General features: G+C 72.0%; 6 protein-coding genes and 1 pseudogene. 2 read left to right on the plus strand and 5 right to left on the minus strand.

Going from position 1 to position 12,989, the window contains the following annotated elements:
• The first annotated feature begins 13 nt into the window (after positions 1-13).
• Positions 14-1,447 (plus strand): helix-turn-helix domain-containing protein, encoded by a 1,434-nt coding sequence (locus tag OG948_RS42095; RefSeq protein WP_331770259.1) that lies wholly within the window; start codon positions 14-16, stop codon positions 1,445-1,447.
• 141 nt (positions 1,448-1,588) lie between these two features.
• Positions 1,589-3,158: pseudogene (locus tag OG948_RS42100) on the plus strand (amidase family protein).
• An 81-nt stretch (positions 3,159-3,239) separates the two neighbouring features.
• Here the strand turns inward: OG948_RS42100 and OG948_RS42105 are convergent.
• The 5 genes from OG948_RS42105 to OG948_RS42125 form a co-directional block, all read right to left on the minus strand.
• A complete protein-coding gene (locus tag OG948_RS42105) occupies positions 3,240-6,026 on the minus strand; it encodes a SpoIIE family protein phosphatase (RefSeq protein WP_331770260.1) in 2,787 nt (928 codons plus the stop codon).
• Between the two features lie 108 nt (positions 6,027-6,134).
• Entirely contained in the window at positions 6,135-6,431 is a 297-nt protein-coding gene (locus OG948_RS42110; protein ID WP_331770261.1) for a DUF6506 family protein, read from the minus strand.
• A 51-nt stretch (positions 6,432-6,482) separates the two neighbouring features.
• The gene (locus OG948_RS42115; protein WP_331770262.1) at positions 6,483-7,433 is read right to left on the minus strand and encodes a LysR family transcriptional regulator; all 951 of its coding nucleotides are present in this window, start codon (positions 7,431-7,433) and stop codon (positions 6,483-6,485) included.
• A gap of 146 nt (positions 7,434-7,579) precedes the next feature.
• Positions 7,580-10,282 carry an immune inhibitor A domain-containing protein gene (locus OG948_RS42120; protein WP_331770263.1) on the minus strand — a complete coding sequence of 901 codons (2,703 nt, stop codon included), beginning with the start codon at positions 10,280-10,282 and terminating at the stop codon, positions 7,580-7,582.
• Positions 10,283-10,851: 569 nt separating this feature from the next.
• Positions 10,852-12,627, minus strand: coding sequence for an ankyrin repeat domain-containing protein (locus OG948_RS42125; RefSeq protein WP_331770264.1), 1,776 nt, complete (start codon positions 12,625-12,627; stop codon positions 10,852-10,854).
• Positions 12,628-12,989 lie beyond the last annotated feature (362 nt).

The raw sequence follows: 12,989 nt of genomic DNA on the forward strand, positions 1-12,989 counted from the left end.
CACACTGGGCGCCGTGACCACACTCGCCGACCTGCTTTCCGGCCCCGACACCGACGGGATCGTCGTCGTGGCCGGACCGACCGACGCCGTCCCGCTGACCGACGTGCGGCTGGAGACGCGCGCGGATCGCCTGGCGCACGCGCCCGCCGGTTGCCTGGTCGTGCTGACCACACCGCTCAGCGGCTATCGGCTCGACGTGGCGGTGCGCGATCTCGCGGCGGCCGGCGCGGCGGGCCTGGTGCTGACTGCCATCACGCCCGACTCGCCCGTCCCGGCCACCGCCCGCGCGCTGGCCGACCGGGGCCGGGTCGCGATCCTGCACACCGACGGCGACCTGGCCGCACTGGTGCTGGCGGTGGATCGAGCGGTCCGCGGTGGTGCGGCCGACGCCCTGGCCCGGGTGGACGCGGCGGCCCGGGAGTTGCCGTCCGTGGCGGGCGACCCGGAGCGGGTGGCCCGAGCCGCGTCCCGGGTCCTGGGGTTGCCGGTGGGTCTGCGTGCGCCGGAGCCGGGCGAGTTCGGCGCGTCGGCGCTCGGGCCCGACGGCGACGTCTGGCTCAGCGCGCCGGACCGACCCGATGCGGCGGGCCGCGCCGTGCGTGCGGTGCTCGCCCTGGGCGCGCTGGCCGCGGCGGCCGGCCCGGCCGACGATGTCCCGGTGCGCTCGCGCGGCCAACTCCTGGCCGAGTTGCTGGCCGTGCCCGAGGCCCAGGCGCTGCGCCTGGGCAGCCGCGGCCGGGCCCTGGGGCTGCCGGTCGACAGTTGGCATCTGGCCCTGCGGGTGGAGCCGATCGCCCTGGCCGGCACCGACCGATACCGCCTGCTGGAGGCCGCCGGGCCGCTCGCGTTGCGCCTGTTGCGTTCGCTGGGTCCGGTCACCTGGAACGCCGCGCGCGTCGACGAGGCGCTGGTGCTGACCCGATCACAGCCCACCGACCCGGGCCGCGACGGCATGCGCGCGACGCTCGCCGACGCCGGCCGGCTCCTGGTGGTGCTGCGCGAGCGCAACCCGGGTGCGGACCTGCGCTGCGGGGTGGGCGCGGCCCATCGCGGCGTACTGGGCCTGCGCAGGTCGGCCCGCGAGGCCCGCACCGCCCTGTTGCGCTCGGGCGGCGGCGGGTCCGGTCCGATCGCCGCGCACGACGCGGCCGGTCTGGACCGGATGTTGCTGGACTGGTACTCCTCCGACGCGGCCCGCGAGGCGGTACACGAACTCCTGGCCCCGGTCCTGGCGTTGGGCCCACAGCGCGCCGCGCCGCTGCTGCGTACGCTACAGGCCTACCTCGATCACCAGGGCTCGCCCGCCCGAGCCGCCGACGAACTGCACCTGCACCGCAACGCGGTCACCAAACGCGTCCGCAAGGTGGGCGAACTGATCGGCGCGGACCTGGAGGACCCCCAACAACGCCTCGCGGTACAACTGGCCTGCCGCGCCCACCTGATGTGAGCACGAAGCACCCGACGAACGAGGCAACCGCACCCCGCCGACCCATCCGGTGCGTCGCGCGCCGTGCCGGATGGCGACCCGGCGTCCCTGTGACCCGGTGTCCGGGCGTCCCGGTGACCTTGTGCCGGATACCGCCGTGTAGTGCGATCCGCCGCCCTCGTCGCGGGATGCCTTGTGACCGCGCCGAGTTCGCCCGCTGAGGCCGCCGACGCCGGCGGTTCGCCGGCCGCCGCGGGCTCGCCACCGAGGCTGGGCGTCGATCTGGACACGGTGACGATCCCCGAGTTACAGGCGCGCATGGCGCGCGGTTCGTTGACCTCGTCGGCACTGACCGGCGCCTACCTGTGGCGGATCCAGACCGTCGACCCCAGGATCCACGCGGTGTTGCGCATCGACCCGACCGCCCTGCGCCAGGCGGCGGCCGGCGACGCCCGGTATCGGCGCGGCGAGGCCCGCGGCCCGCTCGACGGCATTCCCGTCCTGCTCGAGGACAACGTGAACACCCGTGACCTGCCGACGACGGGCGGGTCACTGGCACTGGCCGGGAGCCCGCCGGACGCCGACGCCGCCCTGGTCACCCGCCTGCGCGACGCGGGCGCGGTGATCCTGGGCAAGACGAACCTGTCCGAGTGAGCCGACTTCCTTGCGGCAAAGCCCACTTCAGGTTGGTCGGCGGTGGGTGGGCAGACCAGGAATCCGTACGTGTTGGACCGCAACCCGTGCGGTTCCTCGTCCGGTTCCGGCGCCGCGCTCGCCGCGTCCTTGGCGCAGGTGGCGATCGGGACCGAGACGGACGGCTCGATCGTGTGTCCGGCCGGGGCGAACGGTGTCGTCGGCCACAAGCCCGGCCTGGGGCTGGTCGGCCAGGCCGGCGTGGTGCCCATCTCCGCCGAGCAGGACACCGCGGGACCGATGGCGCGCAACGTCACCGATGCGGCGCTCACCCTCGCGGTGATCAGCGGCGGCGTCCCGCACCTCACCGCCTCCCTCGATGTCGCGCGGGCGTCGACACGCCCCGCGCGCGCTGCGCGGCAAGCGCATCGGCCTGTGGCGGCTGCCCTCGCTCGGGCCGGAGGTGGACGCCCTGATGACGCGTACGGCCGACAGCCTGCGCGAGGCGGGCGCCGAGGTCGTCGAGGTGCGACTCCCCTACCAGGAGCGACTCGCCGAACTGGAGTTCCCCGCACTGCTGAGCGTGTTCCACCGCGACATCGACGCCTACCTCGCCACCCGCCGGGGACCGCGCGACCTCGCCGAACTGATCGAGTTCAACCGCACCCACCCGGCGGAGCAGACCTGCTTCGCGGGTCAGGAGTTGTTCGAGCAGGCCCTGCTCGCGCCGCCCACCACCGACCCGCGATACCGGGCCGCGCGCGCCGAGTTGAAGGATCTCTCCCGCGGGTCGATCGACGAGACCATGGCCGCCCATCGCCTGGACGCGATCGCCTCGCCGACGAACCCGCCCGCCTGGACGACCGACTGCGCGCGCGGCGACAACGACGTGATCCCCTCGTCCACCCCCGCGGCCGTGGCCGGGTACCCGTCGTTGTCGGTGCCCGCCGGCCTGGTGAACCGGTTGCCCGTGGGCCTGCTGCTGATGTCCGGCGACCACCGCGACGGCGAACTGCTGTCCCTGGGGGCGGCGGTCGAACACCGACTCGACGCCTGGCGCGCGCCGCGCTACCTCCCGACCGTGGGACCCGGCACCTGACCGGCGATCGCCCGCGGGAAGTCCGCCACCGCGAGGTGTTCCCGGAGAGGGCACACCACACGGTGGCGGGCCGCCGCGTCATCACGAAACCCGTTCACTCGCCGGGGCCGTCCCCCGGTCCGCGAGATCGGTGTCCGCGGGATCGGTATCCGCGGGATCGGTATCCGCGGGTGCCCGGGCGGCGTGTGCTTCGGCGGGGTCGGGCAGGGGCTGTTCCGCCCAGATGATCTTGCCCTCGGGGATGTACCGCGTACCCCAGCGCGCGGCGATCTGGGCGACCAGGAACAGGCCCCGGCCGCCCTCGTCCATGGTGGCCGCGTAGCGCAGGTGAGGGGCGGTGCTGCTGCCGTCGGCCACCTCGCAGATCAGGCTCCGGTCGCGCAGCAGCCGTACCCGGATCGGCTCGGACCCGTAGCGGATGGCGTTGGTGATCAGCTCGCTGAGGATCAACTCGGTGCCGAAGAGCTGATCGCCCAGCCCCCACTCCTCCAGTTTCGCGGCGACCACCTCGCGCATCCCGGCCACCGCGGCGGGATCCGACGGCACCTCCCATTCGGCCACCCGGTCGCCGCCCAGGGTGCGGGTGCGGGCGACGAGCAGCGCGATGTCGTCCTTGGGGTGTTCGGGGAGCAGCGCGTCCAGGACCGCCACGCAGCTCTGCTCCGGGGTGCGGCCGGGGTGGGCCAAGGCCTGACGCAGCAGCCCCATCCCGACGTCCAGGTCGCGGGTGCGGTCCTCGATCAACCCGTCCGTGTACAGGACGAGCGAACTGCCCTCGGCCACCTCCAGTTCGATGGTCTCGAACGGCATGCCGCCCAGTCCCAGCGGCGGCCCGGCGGGCAGGTCGGGGAACTCCACGCTGCCGTCGGGGTGCACCAGCGCGGGCAGCGGGTGCCCGGCCCGGGCCATCGCGCAGCGCCGCGACACGGGGTCGTAGATCGCGTACAGGCAGGTGGCGCCGATGATGCCGGCCCCGACGTCCGGGTCCGCCTCGTCCTGGTCGATCCGGCCGACCAGGTCGTCCAGGTGGCTGAGGAGTTCGTCGGGCGGCAGGTCGAGCGTGGAGAAGTTGTGCACCGCGGTACGCAGCCGGCCCATGGTGGCCGCGGCGTGCAGCCCGTGGCCGACCACGTCGCCGACGACCAGGGCCACCCGGGCGCCGGAGAGCGGGATCACGTCGAACCAGTCGCCGCTCACCCCGGACTGCGCGGGCAGATAGCGGTGGGCCACCTCCAGCGCGCTCTGCGCGGGCAGGGCACGCGGCAGCAGACTGCGTTGCAGTGCCGTCGCCAGGGTGTGTTCGCGGGCGTAGCGGCGGGCGTTGTCGATGCTGACCGCGGCGCGCGCGACCAGTTCCTCGGCGAGGAACAGGTCGTCCCGGTCGAACGGCTCGGGCTTTTCCTTCCGCCAGAAGTTGGCCATGCCCAGCACCGAGCCGCGCGCCTGGACCGGGACCGTGATCAGGGAGTGGATGCCGTATTCGACGATCGCTCCCGCCCGCTCCCGGTCCTGGGCGTGCCAGTCGTCCGCGGCCGCGAGATCGGCCACGATCTCCGACCGGCCGCTGTCGAGTCCGCGGGCCTGCGGGGTCGAGGGGACGAAGTCGATCAGGGTACCGAGCGGGTACAGGGGGTGATCGTCGCGGATGCCGGCGACGGCGCTGCGGCGCATGTTCGCGCCGCTACCGGTCGGCTCCCCGCCGTCCAGGACCGGGGCGGCCAGGTCGACGGTGACGAAGTCGGCGAATCGCGGGACCGCGACGTCGGCGAGTTCCTCGGCGGTGCGCACCATGTTCAGGGTGGTGCCGATCGCCACCCCGGCGTCGTACAGCAGTTTCAGCCGCCTGCCGGCCACCTCGGCCCTGCCGGAGAGCGTCATCAGTTCGGTCGTGTCGCGCAGGGTCGCGACCGTGCCGCGCGGACCGCCGTGACGATCCGTGGGCCGCTGGTTGACCGCCAGCAATCGATCCCCGGCGGGATGTACCTCGTCCGAGACCACACGACCGGAGATCAGCAGTTCGGCCGTGCCCGGTTCGAGGCCGGGGAGGTCGGCGATCCGCCGGCCCTCGGCGTCGGGCGGGAGGTCGAGCAGTCGTCTGGCCTCGTCGTTCGCCAGCACCAGTCGGGTGTCCGCGCCGACGATGAGCACGCCCTCGCGAACCGCGTGGAGCACCGAGTGGTGGTGTTCGTACATGCGGGTCATCTCGGCCGGGCCCAGGCCGCGTGTCTGTCGCCGCAGCCGGCGGGTCACCAGTGCGGTCCCTCCGGTGGCCAGGGCGAGCGCGGCGGTGCCGGTGGCCAGGATGATCGGCAGTTGCCGGTCGACCACGCCGGTCACGTTCTTGACCCGCAGCCCGGCGACGACCACACCCTCGACCGTGCCGTCGGGGGCGGTGACCGGGACCACCGCCTGCACCTCGCGGCCGAGCGGGCCGTTCACGCTCTCCACGATCATGTGCCCGGCCAGCGCGGGCTCGATGTTGGCGACGACGGGCAGGCCGATCAGTTCCGGCCTGGGGTGGGTATAGCGGATCCCCTGGGTGTCGGTCACCACGATGAAGTCCACACCGGCGGCCATCCGCCCCGCCTCGGTCAGCGGTTGCAGCACCGCGGACGGGTCGGGTGAACGCAGCGCGGCGATGACCCCGGGAGAGTGGGCGAACGTCTGGGCGACGGCGACCGCCCGGTTGCGGGCCTCGCGGTCGCTGTCGTGCCGGGACTGCACCACGAGCGCGAGCACGGCGCCGGCCACGAGCAGAAACACCACGGCGACTTGCAGGACGAAGACCTGCCCGGCAACGCTTCGCCGGCGCCTGCCGGACGGTGACTGAACCGATGCACCCCGAAATCGGCCGGAATCATCGGCCATGTCTACCGTTGTACCCACTGGGGCGTCACGGGACCACTCGTGGGACCCATGGGACGGGACCACCACCACGCGCGGCGCGCCGCGAGGCGAACGCCCCCGGTCGTCGCCTCACGTGAAGATCGCGTGCACCTGGTCCACCGCCTCCGCGCCATACGCCACCGCCCCCACCGGGACCGCGCCTCCGACGGCCTCGATCACCCTGGCGGCCCACACCGGCCCGAATCCTCCGCACAGCTCGATCAGTTGGACACCCTCCGCGACCAGGCGCCGGGTCACTCGGATGGCCTGCTCGGGCCGGTCCACACCGACGAACACGGAACGGCAGTCGGGCGTCACGACGACGGTCTCGCGGTCGGGATCGGCGCCCGAAGCGGTGTAGATGAATCCCCATGCCGTCAGCGCCATGGCGGACGCCTCCTGTTCGACTCCTGGCTGTCGGCCCCCGGCGTCGTCGACCTATCGGATCCTCGACGCGGCGGGCCCGGTCGATCCCAGCACACCGCCTTCGACCGCCCGCCGTCCACGAGGCGCACCCGCACGGGCCTGAGGTCGCGCCTCAAGCACCAGGTCGGCGGCGGTCGCGGCATACCGCGCCGCGTACGGATCGTCGGCGTTCCAGACCAGCGCGTGCCGGATGCGCGGCGCGTCCGTCGCGAACGGCAGCCACACCAGGCCGTCTCCGTCGTGCGCGTCCCACGCGGGCCGCAGTGCCACCATGTCGTCGTCGCCGGCCAACTCGGCGGTGAACAACGCACGCCTCGGTGAACCTTCGCGGATCACCCGCGGCCGCCACCCCGCACGCGTCCAGGCCCCACGCGTCGCGTCGTGGTAGCCGGGCGCCGACGACCGCGCGAACCACAACAACGCGCTCCCGGACAGGTCGGCCCAGTCCACCGTGCCCCGCTGCGCGAGGCGATGCCCGCCGGCGACCAGGACTCCCAACTCCGCGTCGCCGACCTCCGCGCACGCGAGGTCGTGCAGGTCCTCCGGCAGCACCACGACCCCCACGTCCAACGAGCCGGCGCGCAGCCGCACCAGTTGCTCGCCCGTCTGTCGGTCGGCGATCTCGGGCGCGGACTCCCCGGCCGCCCGCCACAACGCGGGTGCGACCCAGGGCGGCGCCCCCGGCGTGACCGCGGCGCGCATCACGCGTCGCCCGTGTACCGACTCCTTCGCCCGCCGCGCCGCCTCCACAGCGGCCCGCGCGTCCACCACCAGGCGGTCGGCCGCCTCGGTCGGCGTCATACCGCCCGGTGTACGCACGAACAGCGGCGCCCCGAGTACGCGCTCGAGAGCGATGATCTGCTGGCTCAACGACGTCGGCCGGATGCCCAGCGCGTACGCGGCCCGGGTGAGGTGCCGCTCCTCGTGGACCGCGAGAAAGTACCGCAACTGACGCAACTCCATCCGGCGGATGTTATCCCCGCGCAGCCGGTCGCGCCCGGGCCGCCCCGTCCGCGCCCCGGGCCGTGCGCGGATCGCCCCCGATGCATCGGCCCCCACGACCGGAAGCGCGTCGTGGGGGCCGATGTCGCACACGTGCGGACTTGTGGCTACTTGCGGGCGGGCGCGATCCAGACGACGGCGCCCTGGTCACCGGACAACGGGAGGACCGGGAACACGGTCACGCCGTATGCCTTCTCCCACCCGGGGTTTCCGGAGCCGAGCACCGAGGAGAAGAACGGCTTGCCGTAGTTGGCGAAGTCCGGCGAGCCGTCCGTCTTGGTGACCTTGGTCGAGTACGGCGCCCGCGCCGGGACCACGGTCGAACCGTTGCGGTCCTTGGGTGCGAAGCCGGTGCCGTTGGCCTCCGCGCCCGGCGCGTAGCCGAGCGTGTCGGAGAAGAACCGCACCGGTTCCGTCTTGGCGAATTGCGCGCAGTGGTCGCCGGCCGTGCGGCAGGCCCGGAATCCGGGCGTGTCCTTGAAGCTGAACGCCGCGTTGGCCGACTGCACTCGGGGTTCGAGGTTGGCCGCCTGGTTCGACGGCGCGTCCGGGAAGCGGTAGGGCTCCGGGTGCGCGTCGACCAGGAGCAACTCGCCCTTGGCACCCCACGACGGGGCCTTGTCGATGTTGAACAGCACGCCGTTGTTCTCGTACGAGCTGTCCCGCAGCCACACCAGCAGGCCCGGCGCGTTGTACGCGAGCTTCTCGCGCTTGCCGTTCTCGCCGAACGTGTAGGTGTACTTCAGGCCCTGGTCGAAGCCGGACATGTTGCGCCACTCGAGCAGGTAGTACTGCTCGCGGCTGAACGTGCCGTCGGTGACGATCCAGCCCGCGCCCCTGGTACCGCCGCCGGACGAACCGCCCTGCGGAGTCCAGCCGTTGGCGCCCTGCTCGACATCGTCGGACCACACCGTGGTGGTGCCGTTGGTGAGCGAGAAGTCGTCGGCGACCCAACCCTTCTCCTGCGTCGCCGCGTCCGTGTCGACGCCGATCCTCAGCTTGATGTTCCGCCCCGCGTACGGCGTCAGGTCCACCTGGTCGTGGCGCCAGCCGTGGCTGTCGCCGGTCAACCCGGTGCTCTTGCCGAAGGCTCGGAGGTTGCCGTTGGGGTCCGGGTAGTCCGGCGGGGTCGACACGAGCGTGCCGGCCTCGTCACGCACCTGGAGCTGCGTCCAGGTGGTGCCGCCGTCGGTGGACACCTCGACGAAGCCGAAGTCCCAGTCCTCCTCCAGGACATAGTCGGTCCACCAGCGGAACTTCACGTCGGAGCCCGCCGGGACCGCGACGTCGCGAACCAGCTTGACGTCCGCCCAGTCCTGGTCGTTGTTCGAGTACCACGCCTTCTGACCGCTGTGCGGCGTGCTGAACCTGATCACCTTGTCCGGGAGGTTGACCCGCACCGCCTGTTTGGTGCCCCTGGGTGTCTTGGCCGCCTGTCCGAGCGTGACCAGCGCGGGCTTGTCGCCCACCTTCAGGACCTCGGGCGTCAGCCAGCCCAGCGAGTACTTGGACCACGCGCTCATGTGCGCGGGCATCGACTGGAACAGCGGCCCGGAGTGCGATCCGTTGGCCATCAGGTCCCAGAAGTTGACGTCCGACTGACCACCGCTGAAGTTGTCGTACAGGTCCGGCAGACCGAGGTCGTGGCCGTACTCGTGGGCGAACACGCCCACGCCGGAGTCCTCCGGCTGCACGATGTAGTTGGCGACCTTCAGTTGCGTGCCCGGGACCGTGTATCCGCCCGCCACGGCGCTGGAGTGCGCCCAGATGGCGTACGTGCCCTCGGCGCCGCCGCCGGTGGACTTGTCCTTGCCCGAGTGCACGAGGACCAAGTGGTCGACCACGCCGTCGGGTTCGAGCAGGTTCCCGTCGCCGTCCGCGTCCCCGGTGTCCTCCTTGTCGTAGTCCGCCCACGGGAAGTTCGGCTGGCTGCGCGCGAGTTCGTCCACCGCGTCGATCGCCAACCGGCTCGCACCCGCCGGGTTGTTCGGGTGCCCGCCCATGTCCTGCTCACGCTGCCCGCAACGGCCGGCGCCGTACCACGCCTCGGAGTGCGCGACCTTGATCCACGGGGTGGCGGTGCCGGACACGGTGTACTTGCCGCCCGACATCTCCTCGTACATGTTCTTCATCGTGTAGCCGGAGATGTCGATGCCCGGCTTGCCGTCGGGACCGGTCAGATCCAGCCGCATACGATCGGTGATGCCCTGCTTGGTGTAGAGCATCTTGTTGAAGTGCTCCGGGCTGAAGTCCTTGACCCACTGCGAGTTGTTGTCCCGCCCGGTGAGCGCCGGGTCCGGGATCTTGTTGTGCAGCGGCCCGTTCTTGATCGTGCCCGGAGGTTCGAGCACACAGGAGGGGTCGGTGACACTCGCCCGGCGGTTGAACCCGGAGAAGTCGTCGTTGGCGTTCTCGTTGAACTCGACGAGAACCGTCAGCAGCTTGGCATCCTGCTTCGAGCCCGGTGCCAAGCCGGCCTTCTCGGCCCTGAGTTGCTCCGGGCTCTTGCCCGTGCGCTGGGACTCGGCCTCCAGCAGGCGCAGTTGCGCTGCCGCGCGCGGGTTGCCCTCGCGTTCCTTGCGGCCGGGTCCTTCCTTGGCCTTGCGGGCCTTGTCGGCACCGCCCTGCTCGGCGTCGATCCCGCCGCCCCGGCCGTCCTCGGCCTCGACGGGATTGAAGTACTGGTCCTCGGGACCGGGATTCCACACGGCCTTGGTGTTGTCCACACGCGCGGCCGCCGCGGACGACGTGATGCCCGGCGCTGCGGTCAGTCCCGTGACCGCGAGGAGCGAGACGGACAATAACGTCACCGGGCCACGCAAACGCCGGATGGCTCGCGGCGGTGTTCCACCGCGTCCGGGTATCGCTCGACTCAAGATGGTCCCCCTTCCGCCCGGAAGGTGATCCCGGACGCGAAGCGACGCCGATCAGGGTGCTGTGGTGCCGTACGCGCCCACGACGTCGAGCTGATTCGGCAGAACCCGACGCCTGCCTCCCATCGACCGTCGGGTCACGGCGGCGGCGGCGGGAGTTGGGGCCGGGCGTCCCGGACACTAGAGGCGCAAGTGACGGCAGAGACAGAGGACACCAAGGTTTCTTTACGATCTCTTTACTAAACGCCCGACGGGGCGGGCCGAGTAGGGCTAGGGACTTGGCTTGATCGGTTCCGGTTCACCCCGACAAGCCGTCGACTTTCGTATCTCCCACACCCATCCTTCGCCCCCGAACACACATCTTTCGTAGGTCCCGCGCGGGCCGGCGGGCCGGCATCGTGACTCGGGATGCCGGCACCCGAAAGCCCCCGCCCATGGGACTCGAGCCCCGTCGGAGCCTCGGTCGTCTCCGCGCTTCGGTGTGCGCCGATTCCTATCGCGCGGCATCAACGCGCCAGGCGCAGCCAACGGTTCGGGGGCCCGACCAGAACCGCCGGATCGTGGACGCGGACCCCGGCGCGGGCACTGAGACAGGCGAGCGCCGCGGCGTCACCCCGTCGACAACCGTCGTTCTGCCATTCCCGATACAGCCACCGATCCTCGTGCTCGTCCGGCCGCGGGAGCGACCGCAATTCGCCGAAGCGTTCGTCCGACCCGTCGCGGGCGGCCGTGTACCAGCGGGCACCCTTTCCCGTGCAGAAGTAGATGCCCCAGGCGGTCGTACCCACCGACAGGGGAATCAGGACGTCCGACCGATTCGGCAACAGGCCGACCATCGGCTGGGTGAGCGCGCAACCCCCGTCGACGGCGGTGATGCCGACCCAGTGGGCGAGCTCGTCGAAGTCGTCCGGATCGAATCCGCCCGGTCCGGTGCCGTACCGGCCCGGTTCGCGGTCCAGGTCCAGGACCGGGCACCGGATCGGATCGCCTCCCAGGCGTCGGATCACCTCGTCTTCGTCGATGCCCGCCACGAACGCGACACCGAGGTCGTCCGCGCAGATGCCGCTCAGGGCCGCCAGTCGCCGGTCGGCGTCGTCCTGGGCAGCTCGTTCGGCGTCGGTGAGCGGAACCGCACCCGGTAGGTCGAGAAACAGCGGCGCGAGCGGCGTGACTCGGGCGAGGTGACCGGGGGAACGGGTGCCGATGACCGGTCTCCAGGCATCCGCGCCGGCGGCGAGCAACACGGCGGCGTTGTCGGCACGCCCCGACGCGACCGCATGCCACAGCGGGGTGACTTGGTCGTAGCGGTCGAGGAGGTCGACGTCATCGATGCGTTCGGCGACCAAGGCGACCACTTCGGGGGAACCCACGGCCGCCATGTGGTGCAGCAGGTGTCGGCCGAATACCGGAAACGCCGCCGGATCGGCGCCCGCGTCCAGGCGTGTGCGCACCAGGCGCGGGTCCGTCCAGTCGGCGGGGTCGATGTCACCCCAGTCGGCGCGGGACTCGTAGCGGTCGCGAGTGGGCTCGGGGTTCGGCGTGGGACCCTTCGCGGGGATCAACGCGTCGAGACCACGACCGAGGTTCGCCCTCCGGCCTCGGGCGGTCCACCCCAACCCGATCGCGGCAGCGGCATCGACGGGCCGCGGTTCATCGCCGACCGCCTTCCGGCCGTGCCCGTGGTCCGTGTCGTCCACATCCCCCACCGGCAGCTCGCGCCAGATCCGAACCGCGCGAGCGGCGCCGTCCCGCAGTGCGGCGGCGTCGAGTTCGGTCCAGGTCTCGGGGACGCCGTGGCCGGGCCATTCGACCACGAGCGACAACGTCCCGGTCGGCGGGATGCCGGCCAATGTCAGGGTCCTGGTATGGCGGAACGTCGAGGATCGAGTGGTGGACTGAGTCAGCGTCAGCCGTGGGCGGGCGCGGTGTGGCCACGGTTCGCCGTCCAGGACGGTGACCCGCCGACCGTCGGCGAAGCACAGTCCGATCCGTAATTCCCCCGGATCCCGACGCGAGTTCGTACAACGCAGGCTCTCGAAGACGACCACTCGGAACGTCATCGCCTCCGGCCACGCCTCGAAGCCTTCCAGTCGCAGCCGGACGAATCGCCCCACGCCGATCTCGCGCCCGTCGGGGATCGAGGTGGGCAGCCAGTGCTCGTCGGGAAGGGCCTGTGGTCCGTGGACGGATGCGTCCCACGGTGCCAGGCGATCGAACCGCGCCTGCCCGACCACTGGTTCGAACTCCGGCTCGGGGGCCGTCAGTCCGTCGAAGAAGCCCATTCCCCATCCCCACCTCGTCGGTTGAGGGCACCTTAGGGGCGTCGTCCGACATCGCGGCCGAGGGATCCGTCCCCCTCCCGCGCGCCGCCTACGGGCCGTTCCCGACCCGGTCGTTCGGATGTTGTCGGGGCGCGTTGCCCGAGCGGGTGTAACGGCCCGCCGGGTTCATCGCGTTCCCCAAGCGAGGCCGCGTCGCGCAGGTGTCGCGCCTCCCGGGACAACCCGGCCCCACCCACAAACGCGCGCCCGCCGCCGAGCCAGGGGCTCTGCCGGCATGCCGTCACACTCCCCATACACCCCGTCCGGCGTCGGCGGCCGAGCCGCCATGTCGCCATGCCCCGAACCCGGCAACGCCGTTCCCG

It is taken from the genome of Embleya sp. NBC_00888 (genome assembly GCF_045207655.1).
In the GTDB taxonomy this organism is placed as follows: Bacteria; Actinomycetota; Actinomycetes; order Streptomycetales; family Streptomycetaceae; genus Embleya.

Coding starts and splice junctions, on each gene's coding strand:
- OG948_RS42125 (WP_331770264.1), bottom strand. CDS start 12,627: ATGGGCTTCTTCGACGGACTGACGGCCCCCGAGCCGGAGTTCGAACCA.
- OG948_RS42105 (WP_331770260.1), bottom strand. CDS start 6,026: ATGGCCGATGATTCCGGCCGATTTCGGGGTGCATCGGTTCAGTCACCG.
- OG948_RS42115 (WP_331770262.1), bottom strand. CDS start 7,433: ATGGAGTTGCGTCAGTTGCGGTACTTTCTCGCGGTCCACGAGGAGCGG.
- OG948_RS42110 (WP_331770261.1), bottom strand. CDS start 6,431: ATGGCGCTGACGGCATGGGGATTCATCTACACCGCTTCGGGCGCCGAT.